Source organism: Hafnia alvei (assembly GCF_034424155.1).
Classification (GTDB): Bacteria; Pseudomonadota; Gammaproteobacteria; order Enterobacterales; family Enterobacteriaceae; genus Hafnia; species Hafnia alvei.
The window spans coordinates 3,732,982-3,759,826 of the sequence record NZ_CP139992.1 but is presented as its reverse complement, the minus strand read 5'-3'; the positions used below and the strand labels follow the sequence as shown (position 1 = coordinate 3,759,826).

25 protein-coding genes are annotated in these 26,845 nt (G+C 50.8%); 16 read left to right on the top strand and 9 right to left on the bottom strand.

Annotated elements, in window-relative coordinates; genetic code table 11:
* From murD to mutT, 12 genes are all read left to right on the top strand, one after another.
* Positions 1-1,317, top strand: a complete 1,317-nt coding sequence (gene murD, locus U0008_RS17545; protein WP_043495385.1) for a UDP-N-acetylmuramoyl-L-alanine--D-glutamate ligase — start codon at positions 1-3, stop codon at positions 1,315-1,317.
* Positions 1,318-1,400: 83 nt separating this feature from the next.
* A complete protein-coding gene (gene ftsW / locus U0008_RS17540) occupies positions 1,401-2,555 on the top strand; it encodes a cell division protein FtsW (RefSeq protein WP_230676541.1) in 1,155 nt (384 codons plus the stop codon).
* Positions 2,552-3,631 (top strand): undecaprenyldiphospho-muramoylpentapeptide beta-N-acetylglucosaminyltransferase, encoded by a 1,080-nt coding sequence (gene murG / locus U0008_RS17535; RefSeq protein ID WP_043495383.1) that lies wholly within the window; start codon positions 2,552-2,554, stop codon positions 3,629-3,631. Before ftsW ends, murG begins: the two co-directional genes overlap by 4 nt.
* 105 nt (positions 3,632-3,736) lie before the next feature.
* Positions 3,737-5,194 carry a UDP-N-acetylmuramate--L-alanine ligase gene (murC, locus tag U0008_RS17530; RefSeq protein ID WP_040045448.1) on the top strand — a complete coding sequence of 486 codons (1,458 nt, stop codon included), beginning with the start codon at positions 3,737-3,739 and terminating at the stop codon, positions 5,192-5,194.
* Positions 5,187-6,107, top strand: a complete 921-nt coding sequence (locus tag U0008_RS17525; RefSeq protein ID WP_025800360.1) for a D-alanine--D-alanine ligase — start codon at positions 5,187-5,189, stop codon at positions 6,105-6,107. The genes murC and U0008_RS17525 overlap by 8 nt, the downstream gene beginning before the upstream one ends.
* 1 nt (position 6,108) lies before the next feature.
* Positions 6,109-6,975, top strand: coding sequence for a cell division protein FtsQ (gene ftsQ, locus U0008_RS17520; protein ID WP_025800359.1), 867 nt, complete (start codon positions 6,109-6,111; stop codon positions 6,973-6,975).
* Positions 6,972-8,228 carry a cell division protein FtsA gene (gene ftsA / locus U0008_RS17515; RefSeq protein WP_025800358.1) on the top strand — a complete coding sequence of 419 codons (1,257 nt, stop codon included), beginning with the start codon at positions 6,972-6,974 and terminating at the stop codon, positions 8,226-8,228. The genes ftsQ and ftsA overlap by 4 nt, the downstream gene beginning before the upstream one ends.
* A gap of 69 nt (positions 8,229-8,297) precedes the next feature.
* The gene (ftsZ, locus tag U0008_RS17510; protein WP_025800357.1) at positions 8,298-9,458 is read left to right on the top strand and encodes a cell division protein FtsZ; all 1,161 of its coding nucleotides are present in this window, start codon (positions 8,298-8,300) and stop codon (positions 9,456-9,458) included.
* A gap of 113 nt (positions 9,459-9,571) precedes the next feature.
* Complete coding sequence (gene lpxC, locus U0008_RS17505; protein WP_025800356.1) at positions 9,572-10,489, top strand: UDP-3-O-acyl-N-acetylglucosamine deacetylase; 918 nt, start codon at positions 9,572-9,574, stop codon at positions 10,487-10,489.
* A gap of 260 nt (positions 10,490-10,749) precedes the next feature.
* Complete coding sequence (secM, locus tag U0008_RS17500) at positions 10,750-11,277, top strand: secA translation cis-regulator SecM (RefSeq protein ID WP_025800355.1); 528 nt, start codon at positions 10,750-10,752, stop codon at positions 11,275-11,277.
* Positions 11,278-11,352: 75 nt separating this feature from the next.
* Positions 11,353-14,061, top strand: coding sequence for a preprotein translocase subunit SecA (gene secA / locus U0008_RS17495; RefSeq protein ID WP_025800354.1), 2,709 nt, complete (start codon positions 11,353-11,355; stop codon positions 14,059-14,061).
* A gap of 106 nt (positions 14,062-14,167) precedes the next feature.
* A complete protein-coding gene (gene mutT / locus U0008_RS17490; RefSeq protein WP_040045447.1) occupies positions 14,168-14,557 on the top strand; it encodes an 8-oxo-dGTP diphosphatase MutT in 390 nt (129 codons plus the stop codon).
* A 72-nt stretch (positions 14,558-14,629) separates the two neighbouring features.
* Here the strand turns inward: mutT and yacG are convergent, their stop codons facing one another.
* The 3 genes from yacG to coaE form a co-directional block, all read right to left on the bottom strand.
* Positions 14,630-14,824 carry a DNA gyrase inhibitor YacG gene (gene yacG / locus U0008_RS17485; protein ID WP_025800352.1) on the bottom strand — a complete coding sequence of 65 codons (195 nt, stop codon included), beginning with the start codon at positions 14,822-14,824 and terminating at the stop codon, positions 14,630-14,632.
* Positions 14,825-14,888: 64 nt separating this feature from the next.
* Positions 14,889-15,641, bottom strand: a complete 753-nt coding sequence (gene zapD, locus U0008_RS17480; RefSeq protein ID WP_025800351.1) for a cell division protein ZapD — start codon at positions 15,639-15,641, stop codon at positions 14,889-14,891.
* Entirely contained in the window at positions 15,634-16,257 is a 624-nt protein-coding gene (gene coaE, locus U0008_RS17475) for a dephospho-CoA kinase (RefSeq protein ID WP_043495381.1), read from the bottom strand. The genes zapD and coaE overlap by 8 nt, the downstream gene beginning before the upstream one ends.
* 394 nt (positions 16,258-16,651) lie before the next feature.
* Between coaE and U0008_RS17470 the strand changes: the two genes are divergently transcribed.
* A complete protein-coding gene (locus U0008_RS17470) occupies positions 16,652-17,698 on the top strand; it encodes a GMP reductase (RefSeq protein ID WP_025800349.1) in 1,047 nt (348 codons plus the stop codon).
* 84 nt (positions 17,699-17,782) lie between these two features.
* Here U0008_RS17470 and hofC read toward each other — a convergent pair whose 3' ends face one another.
* Genes hofC through ppdD form a run of 3 tightly spaced genes read right to left on the bottom strand, consistent with a single transcriptional unit; the run spans position 17,783 to position 20,868 of the window.
* Positions 17,783-18,979 carry a protein transport protein HofC gene (hofC, locus tag U0008_RS17465; protein WP_043495380.1) on the bottom strand — a complete coding sequence of 399 codons (1,197 nt, stop codon included), beginning with the start codon at positions 18,977-18,979 and terminating at the stop codon, positions 17,783-17,785.
* 6 nt (positions 18,980-18,985) lie between these two features.
* Positions 18,986-20,341 (bottom strand): ATPase, T2SS/T4P/T4SS family, encoded by a 1,356-nt coding sequence (locus U0008_RS17460; RefSeq protein WP_051874178.1) that lies wholly within the window; start codon positions 20,339-20,341, stop codon positions 18,986-18,988.
* A 44-nt stretch (positions 20,342-20,385) separates the two neighbouring features.
* Complete coding sequence (gene ppdD, locus U0008_RS17455) at positions 20,386-20,868, bottom strand: prepilin peptidase-dependent pilin (RefSeq protein ID WP_051874177.1); 483 nt, start codon at positions 20,866-20,868, stop codon at positions 20,386-20,388.
* Here ppdD and U0008_RS17450 point away from each other — a divergent pair.
* Entirely contained in the window at positions 20,860-21,042 is a 183-nt protein-coding gene (locus U0008_RS17450; protein ID WP_131000539.1) for a hypothetical protein, read from the top strand. The genes ppdD and U0008_RS17450 overlap by 9 nt on opposite strands.
* 7 nt (positions 21,043-21,049) lie before the next feature.
* Here U0008_RS17450 and nadC read toward each other — a convergent pair whose 3' ends face one another.
* Positions 21,050-21,940, bottom strand: coding sequence for a carboxylating nicotinate-nucleotide diphosphorylase (gene nadC / locus U0008_RS17445; RefSeq protein ID WP_025800345.1), 891 nt, complete (start codon positions 21,938-21,940; stop codon positions 21,050-21,052).
* A 211-nt stretch (positions 21,941-22,151) separates the two neighbouring features.
* Here nadC and ampD point away from each other — a divergent pair, with 211 nt between their 5' ends.
* Positions 22,152-22,709: a 1,6-anhydro-N-acetylmuramyl-L-alanine amidase AmpD gene (gene ampD, locus U0008_RS17440; RefSeq protein WP_025800344.1), complete on the top strand. Its 558-nt coding sequence runs from the start codon at positions 22,152-22,154 to the stop codon at positions 22,707-22,709.
* Positions 22,710-22,729: 20 nt separating this feature from the next.
* Entirely contained in the window at positions 22,730-23,584 is an 855-nt protein-coding gene (gene ampE, locus U0008_RS17435) for a beta-lactamase regulator AmpE (RefSeq protein WP_025800343.1), read from the top strand.
* Between the two features lie 753 nt (positions 23,585-24,337).
* On the opposite strand, the gene U0008_RS17430 is transcribed toward ampE, so the two are convergent.
* Positions 24,338-25,288 carry a glycoside hydrolase family 43 protein gene (locus tag U0008_RS17430; RefSeq protein WP_043495377.1) on the bottom strand — a complete coding sequence of 317 codons (951 nt, stop codon included), beginning with the start codon at positions 25,286-25,288 and terminating at the stop codon, positions 24,338-24,340.
* A gap of 25 nt (positions 25,289-25,313) precedes the next feature.
* Positions 25,314-26,717 carry a glycoside-pentoside-hexuronide (GPH):cation symporter gene (locus U0008_RS17425; RefSeq protein ID WP_025800341.1) on the bottom strand — a complete coding sequence of 468 codons (1,404 nt, stop codon included), beginning with the start codon at positions 26,715-26,717 and terminating at the stop codon, positions 25,314-25,316.
* Between the last annotated feature and the right edge of the window lie 128 nt (positions 26,718-26,845).

The window sequence follows — 26,845 nt, the reverse complement described above, 5'->3', positions numbered from 1 at the left end:
ATGGTGGACTATCAGGGTAAGAAAGTCGTCATCATTGGCCTCGGGCTTACGGGCCTGTCATGCGTTGATTTCTTCTTGGCACGTGGCGTAACGCCGCGTGTTATCGATACCCGTATTTCTCCACCGGGGCTGGATAAGCTGCCGGAAAACGTTGAGCGTCACTTGGGTGATATGAACCAAGAGTGGCTGCTGGATGCCGACCTCATCGTTGCAAGTCCCGGAATTGCACTTGCCTCTCCTGCGCTCAGCGTGGCGGCAGAGGCGGGTGTTGAGATCGTGGGGGATATCGAGCTGTTTTGTCGCGAAGCGCAGGCACCCATTGTGGCCATTACGGGGTCTAACGGTAAAAGTACCGTGACAACGTTAGTGGGCGAAATGGCTAAATCTGCGGGCTGGAACGTTGGCGTGGGCGGCAATATCGGTTTGCCTGCGTTAATGCTGCTTAAGCAAGAGTGCGATCTTTACGTGCTTGAACTCTCTAGCTTCCAGTTAGAAACCACCAATAGCCTGCGAGCGGCTGCGGCCACGATCCTGAATGTTACCGAAGATCACATGGATCGCTACCCGCTTGGATTGCAGCAATATCGCGCTGCCAAGCTGCGCGTGTATGAGAATGCCAAAGTTTGCGTGGTTAACTCCGACGACGCACTCACGATGCCGATTCGCGGTGCAGATTCCCGCTGCGTGAGTTTTGGTGCTGACGTGGGCGATTATCATTTGAATCGCCAGCAGGGTGAGATTTGGCTGCGCGTGCGTGGTGAAAAAGTTCTCAATACGCGTGAAATGAAAGTCACCGGCAAACATAACTTCACTAACGCATTGGCTGCGTTAGCGCTAGCGGATGCTGTTGGTATTCCACGAGCTTCAAGCTTAAAAGCACTAACGACCTTCACCGGTTTGGCACATCGCTTCCAGCTGTCATTGGAACATAACGGCGTGCGTTGGATTAATGATTCCAAAGCTACCAACGTTGGCAGCACTGAAGCTGCGCTCAATGGTTTACACGTTGATGGCACTTTGCATCTGTTGCTCGGCGGCGATGGTAAATCAGCAGACTTCAGCGCATTGGCGCCATACCTGCAGGGCGATAACGTCCGTTTGTACTGCTTTGGTCGCGATGGCGCGCAGCTGGCTGCTTTGCGTCCTGAGATTGCCGAGCAGACAGAGACCATGGAACAAGCGATGCGAATGATTGCTGCCAAAGTGAAAACCGGCGATATGGTTCTGTTATCTCCGGCCTGCGCGAGCCTTGACCAGTTTAAAAGCTTTGAACAACGCGGCGACGAATTCAGCCGTTTAGCCAAGGAGCTTGGCTGATGCGTCTGCGACTCCCGCGGTTACCGCGCCCTAAATTCTCGTTGCCACATTTTGGCTTAATCACGCGTTTGCGTGAGTGGGTGATGGGGGCGGGCGAGAGCGATGCTGCGATGGTGGTGCTATACGATCGCACCTTGCTCTGGCTGACCTTTGGTTTGGCGGCAATTGGCTTTGTGATGGTGACATCAGCATCCATGCCAATTGGTCAACGTTTGGCAGACGATCCTTTCCTGTTTGCGAAACGTGATGCGCTGTATCTGGCATTGGCGTTTGGATTGGCGATGGTGACGCTGCGTGTGCCGATGGAAATCTGGCAGCGCTATAGCAACGCATTATTGCTAATGGCCGTTGCTATGCTGCTGATTGTTCTCGTGGTCGGTAGCTCGGTGAACGGTGCTTCGCGTTGGATTGCGTTTGGTCCGCTACGTATTCAGCCCGCAGAGATCTCCAAGCTGGCGCTGTTTTGCTATCTCTCCAGCTATCTGGTGCGCAAAGTTGAAGAGGTTCGCTCGAACTTCTGGGGCTTCTGTAAACCGATGGGCGTGATGGTGGTATTAGCGGTGCTGCTGCTGGCTCAGCCTGACTTAGGTACCGTGGTGGTGTTGTTCGTTACCACGCTCGGTTTGCTGTTCTTGGCGGGTGCCAAAATGTGGCAATTCTTAGCCATTATCGGCTCCGGTATTTTTGCCGTTGTGTTACTGATTATTGCAGAACCGTATCGTATGCGCCGCGTGACGTCGTTCTGGAATCCATGGGCCGATCCTTTCGGCAGTGGTTACCAGCTGACGCAATCGCTGATGGCCTTTGGCCGCGGTGAATTCTGGGGACAGGGCTTGGGTAACTCGGTGCAAAAACTGGAGTATTTACCTGAAGCGCACACCGACTTTATTTTCTCAATTTTAGGCGAGGAACTTGGGTATTTCGGTGTGGTTCTTGCTTTGTTAATGGTATTCTTCGTCGCTTTTCGTGCTATGTCCATCGGACGTCGCGCGTTAGAGGCAGATCAGCGCTTTTCCGGTTTTTTAGCCTGCGCCATCGGTATTTGGTTTAGTTTTCAGGCACTGGTTAACGTTGGGGCTGCCGCAGGGATGTTACCGACGAAAGGTCTGACGTTGCCGCTAATTAGTTACGGTGGTTCCAGCTTGCTGATTATGTCGACCGCATTGGTATTACTGTTACGCATTGATTATGAAACTCGTCTGGAAAAAGCACAGGCGGTAGTAAGGGGTTCCCGATGAGTAGCAACGCTGATCATCAACAGAATAAACGCCTGATGGTAATGGCGGGTGGCACCGGTGGGCATGTGTTCCCTGGTTTAGCCGTTGCGCATTATTTGCAGGCTCAAGGATGGCAGGTGCGTTGGTTAGGCACCGCCGATCGAATGGAAGCCCAGTTGGTTCCACAGCACGGCATAGAAATTGATTTTATTCAGATTTCTGGCCTGCGTGGTAAAGGATTGAAGGCCCAGTTAGGTGCGCCAATCCGCATTTTCCGCGCGGTTCGCCAAGCTAAAGCCATTATGAAAGCCTATAAGCCAGACGCTGTTTTAGGCATGGGCGGATATGTTTCTGGCCCTGGTGGTTTGGCTGCGTGGCTGTGTGGTGTTCCGGTTGTGCTGCATGAACAGAATGGGATTGCCGGTTTAACCAACCGCTGGCTGTCTAAGATTGCTAAGCGCGTATTGCAGGCTTTTCCGGGCGCATTCCCGAATGCGCCAGTGGTGGGTAACCCGGTGCGTGAAGACGTTCTGGCGCTACCGGCCCCACAACAGCGTTTAGCTGGCCGTATGGGGCCGATTCGCGTGCTGGTGGTTGGCGGAAGCCAAGGCGCTCGCATCCTGAACCAAACCATGCCAAAAGTTGCTGAACAGCTGGGTAGCCGAATTACGCTGTGGCATCAGGTAGGGAAGGGCGCTTTGCCAACGGTATTAGCCGACTATGAAAAAGTCGGACAGACGCAGCACAAAGTGACCGAGTTTATCGATGACATGGCGGCGGCCTATGACTGGGCAGACATCGTAGTATGTCGCTCCGGTGCTCTGACGGTGAGCGAAATCGCGGCCGCTGGGCTGCCTGCATTGTTCGTACCGTTCATGCATAAAGATCGCCAACAGTATTGGAATGCGTTGCCGCTAGAAAAAGCAGGCGCTGCAAAAATCATTGAACAACCACAGTTGACCGTGGAGTCAGTGACGGCGACGTTAGCAGGATGGGATCGCCAAACCCTATTAGAAATGGCAGAGAAAGCTCGCGCTGCTGCAATTCCCGATGCGACTGAACGTGTCGCCGCCGTGATTTGTGAAGTTGCGAAATAATTTACCGCTGAGCGGGTCGCTAATTGTTAGCACCGGCCAAAATGACAGAACTGAGAAACAGTGAATAAGAACGTAAATACTCAACAACTCGCGAAACTGCGTACCATGGTGCCTGAGATGCGTCGCGTCCGGCACATTCACTTTGTCGGCATCGGCGGTGCTGGCATGGGCGGTATTGCCGAAGTGTTGGCTAATGAAGGCTATCAAATTAGCGGTTCTGATTTAGCGCCGAACCCCGTTACGCAGCAGTTAACCGAACTGGGTGCGCAGATTTATTTCAACCATCGCCCTGAAAACGTCAAAGACGCGAGCGTGGTTGTGGTGTCGACGGCGATTTCTGCGGATAACCCAGAGATTGTTGCTGCACGTGAAGCCCGTATTCCCGTGATACGCCGTGCTGAAATGCTGGCTGAACTGATGCGTTTTCGTCATGGCATTGCGATTGCGGGCACCCACGGAAAAACAACGACAACGGCAATGGTTTCCAGTATTTATGCGGAAGCCGGTCTGGATCCAACGTTTGTTAACGGTGGTTTGGTGAAAGCCGCAGGCACGCATGCGCGTTTAGGCTCAAGCCGCTATCTGATTGCTGAAGCAGACGAAAGTGATGCCTCTTTCCTCCACTTACAGCCGATGGTTGCCGTGGTCACTAATATCGAAGCCGATCATATGGATACCTATCATGGCGACTTCGAGAATCTAAAGCAGACGTTTATTAATTTTCTGCACAACCTGCCGTTCTATGGCCGCGCGGTGATGTGCATTGATGATCCTGTGGTGCGTGAGTTATTACCGCGCGTAGGACGTCATATCACTACTTACGGTTTTAGCGAAGATGCGGATGTGCGTATCGAGTCCTATCAGCAAAATGGCGCACAGGGCACTTTCTTCATCTGTCGTCAGGATAAGCCTCGTTTAGCGGTAACGTTAAATGCGCCAGGTCGCCACAACGCCCTGAACGCGGCAGCAGCCGTTTCGGTTGCCACCGAAGAGGGGATTGCGGATGAAGACATTCTACGTGCGCTAGAAGGCTTCCAAGGCACCGGACGTCGCTTTGATTTCCTTGGCGAGTACTCGCTGGAGAATGTGAACGGCAAAGAAGGTAAAGCCATGCTGGTGGATGACTATGGTCATCACCCGACGGAAGTGGACGCCACGATTAAAGCGGCTCGTGCGGGATGGCCAGATCGTCGTCTAGTGATGGTATTCCAACCGCATCGTTTCACGCGTACCCGCGACCTGTATGATGATTTTGCGAATGTGCTGTGTCAGGTTGACGTTTTATTGATGCTGGATGTGTACTCCGCCGGTGAAACGCCAATTCCAGGAGCCGATAGCCGCTCTCTGTGCCGCACCATTCGTGGCCGTGGCAAGTTAGATCCGGTACTGGTGTCTGACGCTGCAACATTGCCAGCGACGCTGGCTCAGTTTTTAGAAAATGACGACCTGATTTTGACTCAGGGCGCCGGAAATATTGGCAAAGTGGCGCGGACTTTGGCTGAGCAGAAATTGCAGCCGATTAACGTTGACAGAACAAGTACGGATGAAAAACATCATGGCTGAGAAAGTTGCTGTATTACTGGGTGGTACCTCCGCAGAGCGTGAAGTCTCTTTACAGTCAGGCCAAGCGGTTCTGAATGGTCTGAAAGAGGCGGGGATTGACGCACATCCGGTGGATATAAAAGACTTCCCTGCGACACAATTAAAAGACGCGGGCTTTGATAAAGTCTTTATCGCTCTGCATGGCCGTGGTGGCGAAGATGGCACGTTGCAAGGGGTTCTGGAGTTCCTGCAACTGCCTTATACCGGCAGCGGCGTAATGGCTTCGGCGCTGACTATGGACAAACTGCGCACCAAGCTGGTTTGGCAGGCGTCTGGCTTACCGGTGTCGCCTTTTGTGGCAATCAGCCGCGACCAGTTTGATGAAGGCTTAACTCAAGAAATGTTGGTTGAGCTGAACGCGCTCGGTTTACCGCTGATCGTTAAGCCCAGCCGTGAAGGTTCAAGCGTCGGTATGAGTAAAGTGAGCGATGCCAGCGAGTTTGACGATGCGCTGGTTGAGGCTTTCCGCCATGACGATGACGTGCTGGTTGAGAAGTGGTTAAGCGGTCCTGAATACACCGTGGCTTTCTTGGGCGAAGAGATTTTACCATCAATTCGTATACAAGCGCCGGGAGTCTTCTATGATTATGAAGCTAAGTACTTGTCGGATAAGACTGAATACTTCTGCCCAAGCGGTTTGAGCGAAGAGCGCGAACGTGAGCTGGCCGAGCTGGCGCGTAAAGCCTATAAATCGCTGGATTGCAGTGGCTGGGGACGTGTAGACGTTATGATGGATGCCGACGGAGAGTTCTATTTGCTGGAAGTGAATACGGCGCCGGGAATGACCAGCCATAGTCTGGTTCCAATGGCGGCGCGCCAGTATGGGTTGAGCTTCTCTCAGCTAGTTGCCCGCATCTTGGAGCTGGCTAACTGATATGTCGCAGGCAGCCCTGAACACTCGCGACCGTGAACCAACTGGTTCTGGCCAACGCCGTAGTGGTGCAGGTCTGCGTCGCAGTAATGGTATTCGTTTGTTTGGTATGATCTTTTTACTGATCATACTGGGTTCAATAGTGGTTAGTGGTTGGATGGTGGTGAGCTGGATGAAAGATGCCAGCCGAATGCCGCTTTCCAAGCTGGTAGTGACCGGTGAGCGTCATTTCACGAAGAATGACGATATTCGTCAGGCGATTTTGTCGCTGGGTGCGCCGGGCACGTTTATGACGCAAAACGTTGATGTTATCCAGCAACAGATTGAGCGTTTACCGTGGATTAAGCAGGCCAGCGTGCGTAAGCAGTGGCCTAACGAACTCAAGATCCATTTAGTTGAGTACGTTCCGGTCGCGCGTTGGAATGACTTACGTTTGGTCGATGCTGAAGGCAAATCGTTCAGCGTGCCAGCAGAGCGTACAGTGCAGCAGAAAATGCCGTTGCTGTATGGCCCAGAAGGCAGCGAAAATGATGTGCTGGAAGGTTACCACTCGATGAGTCAGGAACTGGCGAAGAATAATTTTAAGCTGAAAATGGTGTCAATGAGTGCACGTCACTCATGGCAGCTAGGTCTGGATAACGACATTCGTCTTGAGCTGGGACGTGATGATCCTTCTGGACGACTGGCGCGGTTTGAGGAACTTTATCCCGCGTTACAGCAGCAAGCGCAGGCAACCAATCAGCGTATTAGCTACGTTGATCTGCGCTATGACACCGGCGCAGCCGTTGGATGGGCTCCAGCGCCGCTTGACCAGCAGACACAGCAAAACGCTAATCAGCAACAGAATCAGGCACAGGTTAAACAACAATGATCAAGTCGACGGACAGAAAACTGGTAGTTGGACTGGAGATCGGAACGGCGAAAGTAGCCGCTCTGGTAGGGGAAGTTCTGCCCGATGGCATGGTCAATATCATCGGTGTGGGTAGTTGCCCATCCCGTGGCATGGATAAGGGCGGTGTTAACGATCTGGAATCCGTCGTTAAATGCGTCCAACGCGCTATTGATCAAGCCGAGCTGATGGCAGATTGCCAAATTTCTTCAGTCTATTTGGCGCTTTCTGGCAAACATATCAGTTGCCAGAACGAAATAGGGATGGTTCCTATTTCCGAAGAAGAAGTGACACTGGAAGATGTAGAGAATGTGGTTCATACCGCGAAGTCTGTTCGTGTGCGTGATGAGCACCGTGTTCTGCATGTTATCCCGCAGGAATATGCCATCGACTATCAAGAAGGCATCAAAAATCCGGTTGGCCTATCTGGCGTGCGTATGCAAGCTAAGGTTCATCTGATTACCTGCCATAATGATATGGCAAAGAATATTGTCAAAGCAGTTGAGCGCTGTGGGCTTAAGGTTGATCAACTGATCTTTGCAGGACTTGCAGCGAGTTATGCTGTATTGACCGAAGATGAGCGTGAACTGGGCGTTTGTGTGGTAGATATCGGCGGTGGCACCATGGATATGGCAGTCTATACCGGTGGAGCACTGCGTCATACCAAGGTTATCCCGTATGCAGGTAACGTGGTAACGAGCGATATCGCCTATGCATTTGGCACACCTCCTACCGACGCCGAAGCGATTAAAGTTCGTTACGGCTGCGCGATGGGGACGTTGGTCAGCAAAGACGAAAGCGTTGAAGTTCCTAGCGTAGGTGGACGTCCGCCACGCAGCTTGCAGCGTCAGACGCTGGCTGAGGTTATCGAACCTCGTTATACCGAACTGTTAAATCTGGTGAATGATGAAATTCTGCAGTTGCAGGAACAGCTTCGCCAGCAGGGTGTCAAACATCATCTGGCAGCAGGGATCGTGTTGACCGGTGGTGCCGCGCAGATCGACGGATTGGCAGCGTGTGCGCAACAGGTTTTCCATACGCAAGTGCGTATTGGACAGCCTCTGAATATCACTGGCCTGACAGATTATGCGCAGGAACCTTACTACTCAACGGCGATTGGGTTGCTGCATTACGGAAAAGAGTCGCACCTTAGCGGTGAGGCTGAAGTAGAAAAAAGAGCTTCAGTGGGCAATTGGTTCAAGAAAATCAACGGCTGGCTGAGAAAAGAGTTTTAATGTTTAAAAAAAGAGATCATCCTTACGCGTTATGATCTCGAAGCGACAGGCACAAAACGGAGAGAAACTATGTTTGAACCAATGGAATTAACCAATGACGCGGTGATTAAAGTCATCGGCGTCGGCGGCGGCGGTGGCAATGCCGTAGAGCACATGGTGCGTGAGCGTATCGAGGGCGTAGAGTTCTTCGCCGTTAACACGGATGCTCAGGCGTTGCGTAAAACAGCTGTCGGCCAAACCATTCAGATCGGTAGTGGAATCACTAAAGGTTTGGGTGCGGGTGCAAACCCAGAAGTCGGCCGTAACTCTGCAGAAGAAGACCGTGAAGGTCTGCGCGCTGCATTGGAAGGCGCTGACATGGTATTCATCGCGGCCGGTATGGGCGGTGGTACGGGTACGGGTGCTGCGCCAGTTGTGGCTGAAGTAGCCAAAGATTTAGGTATTCTGACTGTTGCCGTGGTGACTAAGCCTTTCAACTTTGAAGGCAAAAAGCGCATGGCGTTTGCAGAGCAGGGTATCGCTGAACTGTCCAAGCACGTGGACTCCCTGATCACTATCCCGAACGATAAGCTGTTGAAAGTTCTGGGTCGTGGTATCTCCCTGTTAGATGCTTTCGGCGCAGCTAACGATGTACTGAAAGGTGCGGTACAGGGTATTGCGGAACTGATTACACGCCCAGGTCTGATGAACGTCGACTTCGCGGACGTGCGTACGGTTATGTCTGAAATGGGTTATGCCATGATGGGTTCAGGTATCGCCTGCGGTGAAGACCGTGCAGAAGAAGCGGCTGAAATGGCTATCTCTTCTCCATTATTAGAAGACATCGATCTGTCTGGTGCGCGCGGCGTGCTGGTTAACATCACTGCGGGCTTCGACCTGCGTTTAGATGAGTTCGAAACCGTTGGTAATACTATTCGTGCATTTGCTTCTGACAATGCAACCGTGGTTATCGGTACATCTCTGGATCCAGAGATGAACGATGAACTGCGCGTGACCGTTGTTGCGACCGGCATCGGCATGGATAAGCGTCCTGAAATTACACTGGTAACAAGCAAACAGGCTCCACAGCCGGTGATTGACCAGCGTTATCAGCAGCACGGCTTGTCTCCGTTACCACAAGAAAACAAACCTGCAGCGGCAAAAGTCGTTAACGACCAAACTGCTCAGGGGAGCAATAAAGAACCAGATTATCTGGATATTCCAGCCTTCTTGCGTAAGCAAGCTGACTAATTTACTCAGATATTTGGCATCTCCGCTCTTTGTGCTAAACTGTCCCGCCGCCCTTAGTATAAAGTTAACTTTGCTAAAGGTGGTTGGATGGATAAACACTGCGAGATAAAACGATGATCAAACAACGGACATTAAAACGTATTATTCAGGCGACTGGTGTCGGTCTTCATACCGGCAAGAAGGTCACGCTGACTATGCGCCCAGCCGCGGCTAACACCGGGGTCATCTATCGTCGCACTGACTTGAATCCACCGGTTGATTTTCCGGCTGATGCAAAATCCGTGCGTGATACCATGCTCTGTACTTGCCTGGTTAATGAGCATGACGTACGTATTTCTACCGTAGAACATTTAAACGCTGCTCTGGCAGGTTTAGGTATCGACAACTTAATTATTGAAGTTGATGCGGCAGAAATTCCTATCATGGATGGCAGCGCCAGTCCTTTCGTTTATCTGCTGTTAGAAGCGGGTATCGAAGAGCTGAACTGTGCGAAGAAATTCCTTCGCCTGAAGCAGACTGTGCGTGTTGAGGATGGCGATAAGTGGGCCGAACTGTCTCCGTATAACGGTTTCAGCTTAGACTTTACTATCGACTTCAATCATCCAGCGATTGATTCCAGCTCACAGCGTTACCGGATGGATTTCTCCGCCGAATCGTTTGTGCGCCAAATTAGCCGTGCGCGTACTTTTGGTTTTATGCGCGATATCGAATATTTACAGTCCCGTGGTTTGTGCCTGGGCGGTAGCTTCGATTGTGCCATCGTTGTGGACGATTACCGCGTTCTTAACGAAGATGGCCTGCGTTTTGAAGACGAATTTGTTCGTCACAAAATGCTGGATGCGATTGGTGACTTGTTCATGTGTGGACATAACATCATTGGTGCATTCACCGCATTCAAATCAGGTCATGCATTGAACAACAAACTGTTACAAGCAGTATTGGCTAAGCAGGAAGCTTGGGAATACGTAACGTTTGAAGATGATGCCGAAATGCCAATCGCATTCCGCGCACCAACAACAGTTTTGGCTTAACGCCTACTGTTTCTGATCACGACTGGCGGAGTTAGTACTCTCTCCGGCTAATGAAGCCAGTCGTTCTAATTTTTACCCCTGCTTAAATCTTCTGTTAGTGCTTTATTCCCTGCTTTAATTCTTCATAATCAAACTACTATGATGTAAACGCATCATTATTATTATTTCTATCAGTTGGTATTGATGAATCCTGATGTGGATTGATGATAATAATGGTAAAATCTGCGGCCTATGTGTAAGTGGAAACACGGAAATCTGATGTGATTGGTATTCTCAATCGTTGGCGACAATTTGGCAGACGCTATTTTTGGCCGCATCTCCTATGGGGGATGGTCGCGGCTACGCTTGGTGTGCCTACTGCATTAGCGAATACCGAACAGACTAAAGTTGCCGACCCTTCCGCCAGCTTGCAGCGTTTAATCAACGCCCACAACACAAATGAATTCGCGTGGCTTCAGGCCAGCAAACGCCGCGGTAGTTTCCAATCCGTGGATTATTGGCATCAGCACGCGCTGCGCACGGCGATTCGGCATTTAAGCTATCGCATGACGCCACAGGCAGCGGCGAGTGAACCCGTCAATGATATTAAGGTTGATGAGCTACATGCTCAGCAACTGGTGTTACTCAGTTCTTTAAGCTCGTTGTTAACGCTACAGCCAGCTATCACGCCTTCTACCCCCGTTTTATTGATGCCTGAGTCGGATACTGCGCCTATCGCGCATACGCCAGCACTTTGGGTTGCTCAGGTTCAGGGCATCCGTGCCGGACCCCAACTGCGCCATATCTAATCGTTTTTATACCATCTCATCACTATAAAATTTGGGCGATCGTCAAGCATCGCTCCTTAAGAGATATTAAGAATTATGTTAATTAAATTATTGACCAAGGTTTTTGGTAGCCGTAACGATCGTACGCTGCGCCGTATGCGCAAAGCCGTAGCGCTGATTAATCAGATGGAACCGGAGATGGAAAAACTCTCCGACGACGAGCTAAAAGCAAAAACCAATGAGTTCCGTGAGCGTTTGGCCAAAGGCGCAACGGTAGAAAGTCTGTTGCCAGAAGCCTTTGCGACCGTTCGTGAAGCGAGTAAGCGTGTGTTCGGTATGCGTCACTTCGACGTTCAGCTGTTAGGCGGTATGGTTCTGAATGACCGCTGTATTGCAGAAATGCGTACTGGTGAAGGTAAAACCCTGACAGCAACCCTGCCGGCTTATCTGAATGCGCTGAGCGGCAAAGGCGTGCACGTTGTTACCGTGAACGACTACTTGGCACAGCGTGACGCCGAAAACAACCGTGCACTGTTCGAGTTCCTTGGTCTGTCTGTGGGTATCAACCTGCCTGGTATGACCGCACCCGCGAAACGTGCCGCTTACGCCGCTGATATCACCTACGGTACGAACAACGAATACGGTTTTGACTACCTGCGCGACAACATGGCGTTTAGCCCTGAAGAACGCGTTCAGCGCAAACTGCATTATGCGCTGGTGGATGAGGTCGACTCCATTCTGATCGATGAAGCGCGTACGCCGCTGATCATCTCAGGCCCTGCAGAAGACAGCTCCGAGATGTACATCCGTGTGAACAAGCTGATTCCTAAGCTCATCCGTCAGGAAAAAGAAGACTCGGATACCTTCCAAGGCGAAGGCCACTTCTCGGTTGATGAGAAAAGCCGTCAGGTTAACCTGACCGAACGTGGTCTGATCCTGATTGAAGAGATGCTGGTTGAAGCGGGCATCATGGAAGAAGGCGAGTCCCTGTACTCTCCAGCTAACATTATGCTGATGCATCACGTTACCGCGGCATTGCGTGCACATGTGCTGTTTACGCGTGACGTTGACTATATCGTTAAAGATGGTGAAGTTATCATCGTCGATGAGCACACCGGCCGTACCATGCAAGGTCGTCGCTGGTCTGATGGTCTGCATCAGGCGGTTGAAGCGAAAGAAGGCGTTGAGATCCAAAACGAAAACCAAACGCTGGCTTCTATCACCTTCCAGAACTACTTCCGTCTGTATGAAAAATTAGCCGGTATGACCGGTACTGCTGATACCGAAGCATTCGAATTTAGCTCTATCTACAAGCTGGATACCATCGTTGTTCCTACTAACCGCCCAATGATCCGTAAAGATATGCCAGATCTGGTCTATATGACTGAAATGGAAAAAATCGGTGCGATTATTGAAGATATCCGTGAATGTACTAAACGTGGACAGCCGGTGCTGGTGGGTACTATCTCGATTGAAAAATCAGAAGTGGTTTCTCAGGAGCTGACTAAAGCGGGTATCAAACACAACGTATTGAACGCCAAGTTCCATGCGAAAGAAGCCGATATCGTTGCCAACGCCGGTCAGCCAGGCGCGGTAACTATCGCAACCAACATGGCGGGTCGTGGTACTGACATCGTGTTGGGCGGCAGCTGGCAAACGGAAGTCGCAGAGCTGGTTGAACCAACTGATGAGCAGATTGAGGCTATTAAAGCCGCATGGAAAATCCGCCATGACGCAGTTCTGGCAGCGGGCGGTTTACACATCATTGGTACCGAACGTCACGAATCACGCCGTATCGATAACCAGCTGCGTGGCCGTGCGGGCCGTCAGGGTGATGCTGGTTCTTCTCGCTTCTACCTGTCTATGGAAGATGCCCTGATGCGTATCTTCGCTTCTGACCGCGTTACCGGCATGATGCGTAAACTGGGGATGAAACCAGGCGAAGCCATCGAGCATCCTTGGGTCACTAAAGCCATTGCCAATGCGCAGCGTAAAGTTGAAAGCCGTAACTTCGATATTCGTAAGCAGCTGCTGGAATATGATGATGTGGCCAATGACCAACGCCGTGCGATCTACACCCAGCGTAACGAGCTGCTGGACGTAAGCGACGTTAGCGAAACCATTACCAGCATCCGTGAAGACGTCTTTAAAACCGTGCTTGATACCTATATTCCACCGCAGTCGCTGGAAGAGATGTGGGATATCGAAGGTCTGCAAGAGCGTCTGAAGAATGACTTTGATTTGGAAATGCCAATCAAAGAGTGGCTGGATAAAGAGCCAGAATTGCATGAAGAAACCCTGCGCGAACGTATTTTCCAGCAGGCTGTTGAAGTTTATCAGCGTAAAGAAGAAGTTGTGGGCGTTGAAATGATGCGCAACTTTGAGAAAGGCGTAATGCTGCAAACGCTGGACTCCCTGTGGAAAGAGCATTTGGCTGCCATGGACTACCTGCGTCAGGGTATCCATCTGCGTGGCTATGCGCAGAAAGATCCTAAGCAAGAATATAAGCGTGAATCCTTCGCGATGTTCGCCGCCATGTTGGAATCGCTGAAATACGAAGTGATCAGCGTGCTGAGCAAAGTTCAGGTGCGCATGCCAGAAGAAGTTGAGGCAATGGAACAGCAGCGTCGTGAAGAAGCTGAGCGCTTGGCTCGCCAACAGCAGCTGAGCCACGTCGACGATGCAACTCTGGTTGCACAGGATCTGGCTTCTCAGACCGGTGAGCGCAAAGTTGGTCGTAACGATCCATGCCCTTGTGGTTCTGGCAAAAAATACAAACAGTGTCATGGTCGCCTGCAAGGCTAATCACTTAACGCTGTGAACATAATCGTTATCAAGGGATACGCTTTGGCGTATCCCTTTTTCTTATCTTCTCAGGTAAGAATGTCATCAGAAGGAATAAGCTATGAGCCTGAAACACTTGCACATTGCAGTAGGCATTATTCGCAATGACGAAGGGGAGATTTTCATTACTCAGCGTGGCGGCGACTCGCATTTATCCGGCCTGTGGGAGTTTCCCGGCGGAAAAATTGAGGTTAATGAGAGCCCGGTTCAGGGATTGCAGCGCGAATTATTAGAAGAAACGGGGATCGAAGTCTTAGACAGTGAATTGCTGTACCAGCTGGATCATCGTTTTAGCGACCGTATCGTTACGCTCTATTTTTATTTGGTTAAGCGTTGGAATAAAACGCCATACGGGCGAGAAGGCCAGCCAATGCGTTGGGTGCATCAACATCAGCTGAAAGCCGAAGAGTTTCCTGAGCCTAACAAGCCAGTTATCGAACAGCTTAACAAGGCATAGCGCCGTTCAAAGCATTTTGTTACTCAAAACATAGCTCAAATGGCGTAGGCAAAACCTACGCCTGTGAGTGCATTACAGCTCTTCACTCCAGTCATCGCTTTCTGAAAGATCTGAATTGCTCGGAATGCGTTTCTCTTCATCGGCCCATTCGCCAAGGTCAATCAGCTGGCAGCGCTTGCAGCAGAAAGGGCGATATGGGCTTTGCTCGCCCCAAATTACGGATTTGCCGCAGATAGGGCAGTTCACCGTCATAGTTTCATCTGTCATTTTCTATTTCCTTTCGTGCTCACGTTTTGAGAACGCCTCAGCATCGTGAGCCTTTAGTGCATTTTTAGCAGCAGGCCAGTTCAAACTGCAAACGTTCTGGAACAGTTCCTTGCTCGCTATCAAGCGGTAAGAAGCGGATCGCAAAACGCGTTTTGTGGCCAGAAACCTGCGGGTATACCTGCAAATTCAACGCAATATTCATTCGCAGCAGATCGGCATCTTCCGCGTTATCCTGATAAAAACCGTTGAGGCTGATCATCGGTTTGAACACGCCAGAGTTACGGATTAAGTTTAGAATTAACGTTAGCGTTGCGGACAATGGTTCAAGGGAGATGAGCCAAGAGTCGACGAGTTCGTCACGAATTTCTTGCGGCTGATGAAGCCAAATGTGCAGCGTTGGCAGGTCAAAACTACAGCAACCACCGGGGATACCCAAACGCTGACGAACCAAGGCGATAAGACGATCTTCACGCAGCTGTTGGCCAATACGCGGCGCAGCCATCAATGTGGCGGCCTGATTTTTCAGTTGGCTACGTAATTGGCGGATCATCTCCTGATCGACGCCGGGAACTTCAGTCCATTGCAGAAGTTTTCGCTGCTGGCGCTCAAGCTCTTTTAACAGCTCGGTGCGCACTTCGCCGCGCTCTAGAACATCAAGCAAATCGGCCGTGGTACGAAAAAAGGCAAGGGCGCCAGTGATATCTTGTAGATGTCTATGTTGCTGTAATTGCTGAAGTAGAAAATCAATTCGTAGCCAAGTACGCATCTTTTCATTTAGCGGATGTTCAAACAAAACAGTCGTAGATGTATCACTCATGGTGTGGATCCTGTTGGGTCGCTGCCGCCAGATCTAGATAGTGACGATGCAGTGAGGCAACGCGCGGCGCGATGGTTTCAGGGCTACCGCTGTTCTCAATAATATCATCAGCATAGGCTAAACGTTGTGAACGTGTGGCCTGAGCTGCCAAAATGTTTGCGGCTTGTTCGCGAGAAACACCGTCGCGAGCCATTGTCCGCTGAAGCTGTACTTCAGGATCAACGTCAACCACCAACACGCGCTGTGCTCGCTGAGTTAATCCGTTTTCAATCAACAGAGGAACTACCCATAACGCGTAAGGGGCATCAATAGTGGCGAGTTGACGCTGCGTCTCTTGATGGATCATGGGATGCAGCAGGCTGTTGAGCCACCTTTTTTCCTGCGGCTGATTAAAAATAATTTCTCGCAGTAATGCCCGATTTAATGAGCCATCACCCAGCAATATCTTCTGACCGAAATGTGCGGCAATTTTTTGTAGCGCGGGAGCGCCAACGGCTACGACCTGTCTGGCAATGACGTCGGCATCAACAACGGGAACGCCCAACTGGCTGAACGCATCCGCGACAGTGCTTTTACCACTGCCGATCCCACCGGTTAATGCAACGATGTAGGTCATCAAGCCACCTTTTCATAGCCAATTAGCGCATCACTGTTTGCTGGCTAACACCTTAATCAACCCACAATGGGTGCGAGAAATAAATGCCATGCGAATCATAATGGTCCTAGCGCCAAGTGCAAGCAAGGATCTTATTGGCTCGACTATTTTGAGAAAAAAACAGGCGCAATTGTAAGGTTTGCGCTTTTTGATGCAGAAAAATGTGATATGGAAGGGGTTGGCTGGCTGAAGTAAATTTATGGGAGTGTAACCTAAATTTTGATGAAAAAGCAGTCTTGTCGAGGTGGAATTCTTGCGTATGATAACGTCACTGGAACTGGCGTCATGCAACAGCCAATCGTTTGTATGATTGCATTCCCTGCGAATCGTCGCCGTTAACCAGGAAACCAAACACATGCGTATTGAAGAAGATCTGAAGTTAGGCTTTAAAGATGTCCTGATCCGCCCTAAGCGTTCAACCTTAAAAAGCCGTTCTGAAGTTGAGCTGGAGCGTGAGTACACCTTTAAGCATTCAGGATGGAAGTGGTCCGGCGTTCCGGTTATCGCAGCCAATATGGATACGGTAGGCACTTTCCGCATGGCAGAAGCGCTCGCTTCTTTCGATGTTCTGACCGCCGTTCATAAACATTACACCGTAGAACAGTGGCAGCAGTTCGTTCAGCGTTCGTCTGAAAGCGTACTGCGTCATGTTATGGTTTCTACCGGTACCTCTGAAGCTGACTTCGTGAAGATGAAGCAGATTCTGGCTTTATCCCCATCACTGAAATTTATCTGTATCGACGTTGCTAATGGTTATTCAGAGCACTTTGTGGCATTCCTGCGTAAAGCGCGCGAAGCATGCCCAGATAAAGTGATCTGTGCGGGTAACGTTGTGACCGGTGAAATGGTCGAAGAGCTGATTTTGTCCGGCGCAGACATCGTAAAAGTCGGCATCGGGCCGGGGTCAGTCTGCACCACACGTGTGAAAACCGGCGTTGGCTATCCACAGCTGTCCGCCGTGATTGAATGTGCCGATGCTGCGCATGGTCTGGGTGGGCAAATTGTATCCGACGGTGGTTGCACCGTTCCGGGTGATGTGGCTAAAGCTTTCGGCGGTGGCGCTGATTTCGTAATGCTGGGTGGTATGCTGGCTGGGCATGATGAATGTGAAGGCCGTATCGTTGAAGACGAAAGCGGTGATAAATTCATGCTGTTCTACGGCATGAGCTCTGAATCTGCCATGAATCGCCACGTTGGCGGTGTGGCTGGCTATCGTGCCGCTGAAGGCAAAACCGTGCGCCTCCCGCTGCGTGGACCGGTAGATAACACCGTTCGTGATATCTTGGGTGGCCTGCGCTCAGCGTGTACCTATGTGGGTGCAGAGCGTTTGAAAGAGCTGACCAAGCGCACCACCTTTATCCGCGTTGCGGAACAGGAAAACCGCGTTTACGGTTCTAACTAATTTAGCACTCTCAATGCAGCCATTCTGTTGATACAGGGTGGCTGTTTTGTTTTATTTTATGCCTTCTTTGCCCGTCATCATTTCTTATTGCAATACGCTGCCCAACTGAAAAATAGGGAGATACATTGCAAGCACTAAGCCGCCAACAACAATACCCATAATCACCATCATGATAGGTTCTACCATCTGTGCCAGCGCGTCGCTTAGGCTATTAGCCTGATGCTGATAATGCTGTGCCAAGCGCGACATCATGTGGTCAAGCCCGCCGGATTCCTCACCGACTCGTATTAGTTGAAAACACAGCGTTGGAAATACTGACTGTTGTTTTATGGCGACGCTTAGGGCATCTCCCTGCTGTAAATTCTGGCTCACATCTTCGACTGCCTGCCGAAAAATAGGATTCTGCTGCGCCTGAGCCGCATTATCTAACCCTTTTAATAGCGGCAATCCTGCCTGTTGGGTCATGGCGAGACTGAAAAAGAGCTGGCTAAGATTTGCCGTTGATATCAAACAACCGATGATGGGTAACCGTAATAACATTCGCTGGGTTTGTTTTCTGAATGATGGAGAGCGCTGATAGCGCCACAACATCAGAAGCGCTGCTGAAGTGTTAATCCCAACAATCGATGGCGCATGCTGAATTAGCATCTGAGAGCAAGCCATCAATGCGCGCGTGAACGCAGGCAAGGGGGCATTAAAACTTCGGTAGAGATCGGAAAATTGCGGTAATACCCAAACCAGCATAATGACGATCACGACCAGTGTGACGCTGAGTAAGAGAGCGGGATAGCGCAACGCTTTGCCGATCTTGGCTTTGAGTTCGGCTTGGCGCTTCTGCTGTTCTGCTAGCGCAAAACAGCTTTGATCCAGCCTTCCTGTCAATTCTGCCGTGGCAATGGTTTTGCTATACACCGGAGGAAAGATGTCTGAGAAAGTGACCATCGCTTCTGAAAGAGGAGTACCCATACTCACCTGCTGTGCAAGTCGTTGAAGTAAGCACCGCCAATGCAGATGTGGGTGATCTTCTGACAGCATCAGTAGGCATTTAGCCAAAGGTAATCCCGCATGCAGCAACGTGGCGAGCTGTTCGATAACATGAATGCAATCGGCATTCTTCCACGCCAAGGGGCGCAGGCTATACTGCCGCTGCATTTTTAACGGTGTGAGGTCTTGTCTCTGTAGCTGTAAAAATGCCTGATCTTTTTGTTTGGCGAGACAGATGCCCGTTTGCAATTGTTGCGCGGGATCTATCGCTAACCACGTGAAGAGCGCATAAGCCATCTATGTTCACCGTGTGTTGTCAGCATAATGACTACCCAATACACGCACGACTTCCGCGAGTGAGGTTTCTCCTCGATGAGCAAGCTGAAGACCTGCCTGCCATAGCGACACAACGCCTTGTTGCTGTGACAGCGAGTAAATGTCTAGCGCGGAGGCATGAGCGAGCAGCGCGTGTTGGATTTCACGGGAAATCGGCAAGATTTCGTAAACCGCTTTTCGACCATAGTAACCGTTGAAGCAGTGCTCGCAGCCAACGGCTATCCAGTGATGAAACTCATCGCCTTGCCACTGGCTGGGGGTGAGTTTTTGAGCGGTGTGATCGCGTTGGCGACAATGCTGACAAAGTTTGCGCACCAGCCGCTGTGCGATAACGAGGCTCAAACTGGCGGCGATAAGGTAAGGCTTAACATTTAGCTGAGATAAACGCACCAGCGTTTCGCTAGCAGAATTGGTATGTAGTGTAGATAGCACCAGATGCCCCGTTTGTGCTGCATTGACAGCAATCTCCGCCGTTTCAGCATCGCGGATCTCGCCGATCATAATTACATCGGGGTCTTGACGCAGCAGCGCACGTAGGACGGTGGTAAATCCGAGCGCGGCTTTGGTGTTAATTGCGGTTTGGTTGACACCTTCCAACGGCGACTCAACCGGATCTTCTACGCTGCAAATGTTGATCTCTGGCGAATGCAAATAGTTAAGGCTGCTATAGAGCGTGGCTGTTTTTCCACTTCCCGTTGGCCCTGTGACTAAAATCAGCCCCTGAGGTTTGCTCAATGTGGATTTAAACGTGCTAAGCGCTTGGGGTTCGAACCCCAAGTCGTCGAGTTCGAAAGGCTGAGCCCCATCTTGCACCTGACGCAGTACCACTTTTTCACCAAGCCGAGTGGGCAGGGTGGAAATACGAAAGGTTGCGCTCTGGGCATTTAGCGCGATGTTAAGTTGCCCATCCTGTGGAATGCGGCGTTCCGCGATATCCAGTTCAGCCATCACTTTTAGCCGAGGGATGATGCGCAGAGTTTCGCTGCCGCTCGGGATCCGCAGCGGCTGTAATACGCCATCAATGCGTAGGCGAACGCTTAGGCCGTCTCGTCTAGGTTCAAGATGGATGTCTGAGGCTCTTCGCTTGAGCGCTTGCTGAATAATATATTCGAGTAACTGCTTGGTTTTAACATCATCACCGGTGCTGTCTGGTGGGTTTAATACTGTTGCATGATGTTGTTGGGCTGACTCTAGCTGGGCTACGCCCCACACATGCCAAACGACGGATTTCCCGCTGGCGAATTTTATTGCGTCGATGAGTTTGCTCGGAGCCACTGCGTGAGGCCCTGCGATCTGGATCGCTTGGCTATCAGCTTCGATCATGACGCAGCCAAATTGGTGGCATAGCTGCTCAATATGTGGCTGGTTCACTGAGAGCCTCCTGCGGATGGGAAGCGCAGAACCTGCTCGCAGGCGGTGACAAGTGCGCTGTTTTCACCCGACGCCTGACAGTTTTTTTGCCAACTGAGATCTCCGCTGGTGCTGTCAAACTGTGGTGTGAGCGATGCGGTTAATCCTTTTAACGCCTGCTGCCCTACCGCAGTGATAATGCCTTGAGACACGTTGAGGCTGCTGACATACGTTGTACTTTTACTTTGAGGGATACCACTCGCCCCGATATTGCATTCAGAGAGGCTACCTTGTTCCAGTGCGCACAGCTCAATCGCCGTTTTATAGGGCATCATGGCCTGTAACATGTCGGTCATCGCCGCTTTTTGGATATAGCTTTGGTACGCCGGAATGCCTGCGGCGCTGAGAATGGCGATGATGGCGATCACGACCATTAGCTCAATGAGGGTAAAGCCGCTTTGATGATGGGCTATTAAGTGAGGAATCGTTGTTTGCTGCATGATGAGTCTCCGCTGTGTTGTGTAGCGCAGCATGCAATGAGCGATCGTGGCAGCCAAGTGCCGAAGGATAAGACTGGAAAGGTGATTGACGAGAAATTCAAACCTGTTGCAGGTTTCCACGCCATATTGCGAACAGCGCCGCAATATGGCGTAGGGGAATGCTTAACGCTTTAATCAGGTACTACTGAAAACGCATGGAGAGATCGAGCGCTTTAATATGTTTGGTGAGGGCTCCGACCGAAATGAAATCAACGCCGGTTTCAGCAAACTCGCGCAGCGTTTCATCGGTCACATTGCCAGACACCTCTAGCTGGGCGAGATCGCCGGTTAGCGCCACGGCTTCACGCATCATATCGGTGGTGAAATTATCGAGCATGATAATATCGGCTCCGGCATCCAGCGCCTCTCTGAGCTCGTCGATGGATTCGACTTCCACTTCGACCGGCACATCGGTATGCATCCAAAATGCTTGTTCGACGGCTTTTTTTATCGAACCGGCGGCGATGATGTGGTTTTCTTTAATTAGGAAAGCGTCAGAAAGCCCAAGGCGGTGGTTGCTTCCGCCGCCGCACAATACCGCATACTTCAGCGCGGTTCGCATACCGGGGATGGTTTTTCGCGTGTCGAGCAGCTGCGTTTTTGTTCCGGCCAAAATCTTCACATAGTGGCTGACCGTTGTTGATACGCCGCTGAGCGTTTGTAAAAAGTTCAACGCGGTTCTTTCGCCGGTCAGTAGGATGCGGGCAGGGCCGGTCAGTTTACACAGGCATTGATTTGGAACCAATGTGTCACCATCTTTCACTTGCCACTCGATAGTGACTTTCCGCCCTAGCTGCAGAAAAACTTCTTCTAACCAGCGAACGCCGCAAAACACACCGGCTTCACGGGTGATGATGGTGGCGGTGGCTTCCCTATCGTTTGGCAATAGTTGCGCAGAGATATCACGGTCAGCGTCTACCTCGCCGCCTAGATCTTCTCGTAGAGCCAGAGACACCGCGTAAGGGATGTCGTTTTCAATACGTTCTAACAGCTCGGCTCGGCGCGTATCGGCGCTGTAGCGGCGTGTCGGCATAATAAAAACTCCGAAAGTAGCAGGTGATGACCTTCAGGCCATAAACCTGGACTGTTGATATAGGTCCAAGTATTAAGAATAATCATGCTACTCTGTTGCCGCTATAAGTACCATATATAGCCGTCATACTTGAAGCTGCATCTGTGTTGGCTGCAACTCTAATTATGTTGGCTATAGACAACACCCATTCGGTCAGGAGTAGCAGTAAGAAATGCGATTAAAAGACGGCTGGATTGTTGGCGTTGAGCGCGTGCCTTCGCCTCATTTTGACGATCGCCCAGATGGTGAAGAGCCGTCATTGCTGGTGGTTCATAATATTAGCTTACCGCCGGGTGAGTTTGGCGGGCCGTATATCAGCCAGCTTTTTACCGGGACATTACGTGCCGATGAGCATCCTTTTTTTGCTGAAATTCAGCATTTACGTGTCTCAGCACACTGCCTGATTCGCCGCGATGGAACTGTGATTCAATATGTGCCTTTTAATCGCCGAGCGTGGCATGCGGGAGTCTCTTGTTTTGAAGGGCGTGAACGCTGCAATGATTTTTCGATTGGCATTGAGTTAGAGGGCACGGATTCCCAAATGTTTGAGCCCGAGCAGTATCGCAAGCTGGCTGAAATTAACGCATTGCTGATGGATGAATACCCGATAACGCCTCAGCGTGTGACTGGACATAGCGATATTGCGCCAGGACGAAAAACCGATCCAGGCCCAATGTTTTTCTGGGATGAATATCGCCAGATTTTAAGTCGTTACATAAAAAATAAATAAAAAGTTGGGAGTTAAGAAGCATGACTCTGTTTTCGTTGTTACTGGTATTAGCGTGGGAGCGTTTGTTTAAGCTCGGCCACCATTGGCAAATCGATCACCGTTTTGAGCCGGTATTTCGCATGGGTTCGGGTGCATCGTTGCTCAAAACATTGCTGATGGCGATTGTTTGGATGGCGGTGGTGTTTGCCGCTTTGTGGGCTGCACACGGCATGTTCTTCGGTGTGCTGTCATTGGCGCTGTGGATTATCATTGCGCTGTTTTGTATTGGTGCCGGTGAGATCCGTAAGCACTATCGAGCCTATCTGGCGGCTGCTCGCAAAGGCGATGAACATGCCACCGATCAGATGGCGACTGAGCTGGCCTTGATTCATGGTTTACCGACGGATTGCACGGCTGATGTTCGTTTGCGTGAACTGCAAAATGCGCTGGTTTGGATTAACTTTCGTTTCTATCTCGCGCCGCTATTTTGGTTTGTGGTAGCCGGTCCTTATGGCCCCGTTGCATTAGCAGGATATGCCATGCTACGTGCTTACCAAACATGGCTAACACGTCAGGCTTCACCGCTATTGCGCGCACAATCAGGCGTGGATTTGATACTGAACTGGCTTGATTGGATCCCCGTGCGTTTAGCCGGTGTGACCTATGCGCTGCTAGGCCATGGTGAAAGGGCGCTGCCAGCATGGATCGCGTCACTGGGTGATGTTCATACGTCGCAATATAAAGTGCTGACTAATTTGGCTCAGTTCTCCTTAGCGCGCGATCCACATCTCGATCCGATTAAGACGCCGCGTGCGGCGGTAACGTTAGCGCGAAAGATCACTATGGTGTTGCTGGTGGTTGTGGCGCTGCTGACGATTTATGGGGCGTTAATGTAGGTGGAGTGGGGCTTCGTCTGTCAGCACTGTATATGTCAGAACAGTGAAAGGTTTCGTCCGCCGAATACACCGAGTTTCACATAAACATTGTGCTGGCGTCCGAGCAAGGCGGCTCAATCGCCGCCGCCTTGCATCCGGGCTCTTTTATGTTAGAACGATGAAGGGTTTCGTCCGCCAGTGAGCATTTGTGTTTCTATGAAGCCATTGGCGTAGGCGTCCGACGAAAGGTTGCTGGCGCGCAACCTCTCGACTCTCGCGCTTTTTACCGCGTTGTTTGGCCGACCGGTTTCGGAGCGCACGTCCTGTGCGCCCTCAACCTGCCACCAGCATCCCTGCTGGCGGCTCTAAAATGCATTCTTTAAACATGAAAAGACAAAAGATTTTTTTGTCTTCTTATCTTTTTATTTCTCTCTTTTCTTTTAATTGTTTAAGTTTTGGTAGAGAGAGCCGCCGGTACAGGGATGTACCGGCGGAGTTTGGGGCGCCCTGGATGGGCGATACCAAACCGGAGCGGAGATGGCGTCTCGGATAAAAGCGCGTGAGTTGAGAGCCCCCGCGCAACGGGGCTCTCATCGGACGCCTACGCCATTGGTTTCATGGGAGTATATTTGCTCACAGGCGGACGAAACCTTTCACTGATCTAATACAGTACTGGCGTACGAAAACTTTCACAGTTCTAACATATACACATACAGTACCGGCAGACGAAACCTTTCACCGCAATATCATTTGAATCGCCCCCCAGATACCCTCCTACCTATTATCCGCCAACGGCTCCCCAAACACTGGCATCCCTTGCTCATCCCACGCAAAGATTTTGATACGCGTGTGGCGGTTGGGGTCATACAACGGATCGCCTTCGATTTCAGTGTAGTTACGGGCGTGGTAAACCAGTACGTCATCCCCCTCTTTGGTTTGCGTAAAACTGTTATGCCCCGGACCAAATTGGCGGTTATGGCGTGCGGTGCCAAATACGGGCTTTTGCATTTTATGCCACTGAGAGGCGTCTAGAATGTCGGCGCCGTCTTTCACCCATAGCAGCCCCATACAATAGTTTTCATCGGTGGCGCTGGCGGAGTAAGTGATAAAAACTCTTCCCCCACGACGAATGACCGCAGGCCCTTCGTTGACCCAAAAACCGCACGTTTCCCATTCCAGTTCAGGTTTGCTCAACATCACTGGTTGGCCTTTTATCGTCCATGCGTTTTCAAGCTCAGCGAGGTAAAGATTAGAGTTACCGTAAATCTCAGGATCTTTCTGCGCCCAAAGATAATAGCGTTTACCTTGGTATTCAAAACTGGTGGCATCGAGTGAAAATGTATCCAGCGGCGTGATGACTCTGCCGCGCTCAATCCAGTTTCCGCTTAGCGGATCGGCGTCGTTGCAGGTTAGAGCGAACATTCGATGCTGGAATAACGCTTCTTTAATCTCTGGCGAATGTGCGGCGGCAAAATAAATCACCCATTGCCCATTGAAGAAATGCAGCTCTGGCGCCCAAATCAGGTGGCTCATTGGGCCATTTTCTGGCTTGCGCCAAATCGTCACGGGTTTCGCGTCGGCCAGTTGTTCTAGCGTTTGGGCGCGACGTAGCTCCAAGCGATCGTATTCGGGCACCGAAGCGATGAAGTAATACCAACCATCCTGATGCAAATGAATATAGGGATCGGCGCGCTGTTCAATCAGCGGGTTAGGAAAAACGGTCATGTATAGCTCCCTGATATCTCGTGGATTAAACGGTATGTGGCTTCGCCTGTTTGGCATCGATTAGCGCATTGAGCTCTTGATAGTTTTCACGGCGTTTAGCCAGATCGCTCTGAATTTGAATCATCATATTGCGGTCAACTTTCAATAGGCGCACAACACCTGCGGTAATCAAATAGCCAATCCCCGGAATGATGGTGAAAAGCAGGATAATGCCGCCTACGGCGCTGTCGCTCTGACGTGCTGCACCGGCGTCGTAGCCGTAAGCTGAAAGTAAGAATCCCACCATCGCACCTGCCACGGCTAATCCGACTTTGAGGAAGAATAGGTTGCCTGAGAAGCTGATCCCGGTGCTGCGCTTACCGGTTTTCCATTCGCCGTAGTCGTCAACGTCGGCCATCAGCGACCAGTGCAGCGGGGAAGGGAGCTGGTGCAGGATATTGAGCAAGAAATAGAGCACTAGAACCAGAGTGGTCGCGTGAGGGTTTACCCAATAGAAGCCACAGGAGAAGATCGCGAGCACGATATTGGTCCAGAAGAAGACCTTAAGTTTGCAGTAGCGATCGGTTAACGGTTTCGCCAGCGCACTGCCGAACATCATGCCAATCACGCCCAAGCTGATAAACAGAGTGGCGAAATGCGTGCTTTTTTCCATTACCCACACCACGTAATACATGGTTGCGGCCATGCGAATAAAGCCCGGGCAGACGTTGCAGAACGTGAGTAGCAGAATACGTACCCACTGATCGTTCTTCCATACGTCGCGTAAATCTTGTTTCAGAGCATCATTACTGGGAACTGCGGGTTTTATACGCTCGCGAACGGTGGCAAAGCAGAACAGAAACATGAAGAGACCGATCAGCGCCAGCACGCCCATCGCCATCTGATAGCCTTTCGCTTTATCTTCGCCGCCAAACCAATCCGCCATTGGCAGAAGGGTAGAAGACAAAATCAACGTGGCGATCCCAACCATGATGAAACGGTAAGACTGGCAGGAAACCCGCTCTTTGGGATCGGCGGTGATAACGCCGCCCAGTGAGCAATAAGGAATATTGATGGCGGTATAGGTCAGTGACATCAGGAAATAGGTCACGAACGCATAGATAACTTTGCTGTTATAAGTCCATTCTGGGGTGGTAAACATCAATACGCTGAAAATGACGTAAGGGAATGATACCCAGAGTAGATAAGGACGAAAGCGCCCCCAGCGGGTTTGAGTGCGGTCGGCAATAGCGCCCATAATCGGGTCGGTAACGGCATCCAAAACACGCACTGAGAGGAGCAACACGCCAACTAATGCGGGAGCTAAACCGAAGATATCGGTGTAGAAATAGCTCAGGAACATCATGATGGCACCGCCGATCATGTTGCAACCCGCATCCCCCATTCCGTACCCGATCTTTTCTTTTACCGAGAGCTTGTTTTCATTCATGGCTAACATCCTCACATAGAAATTATTTAGCTATCTTGATGAGGATTATGTGCTCGAATACCTTGATTCTATGGGTAAAGGTTTAGCTGGCGAGATGGATAAATGTGCTACTGACTTGGAACTGTGAA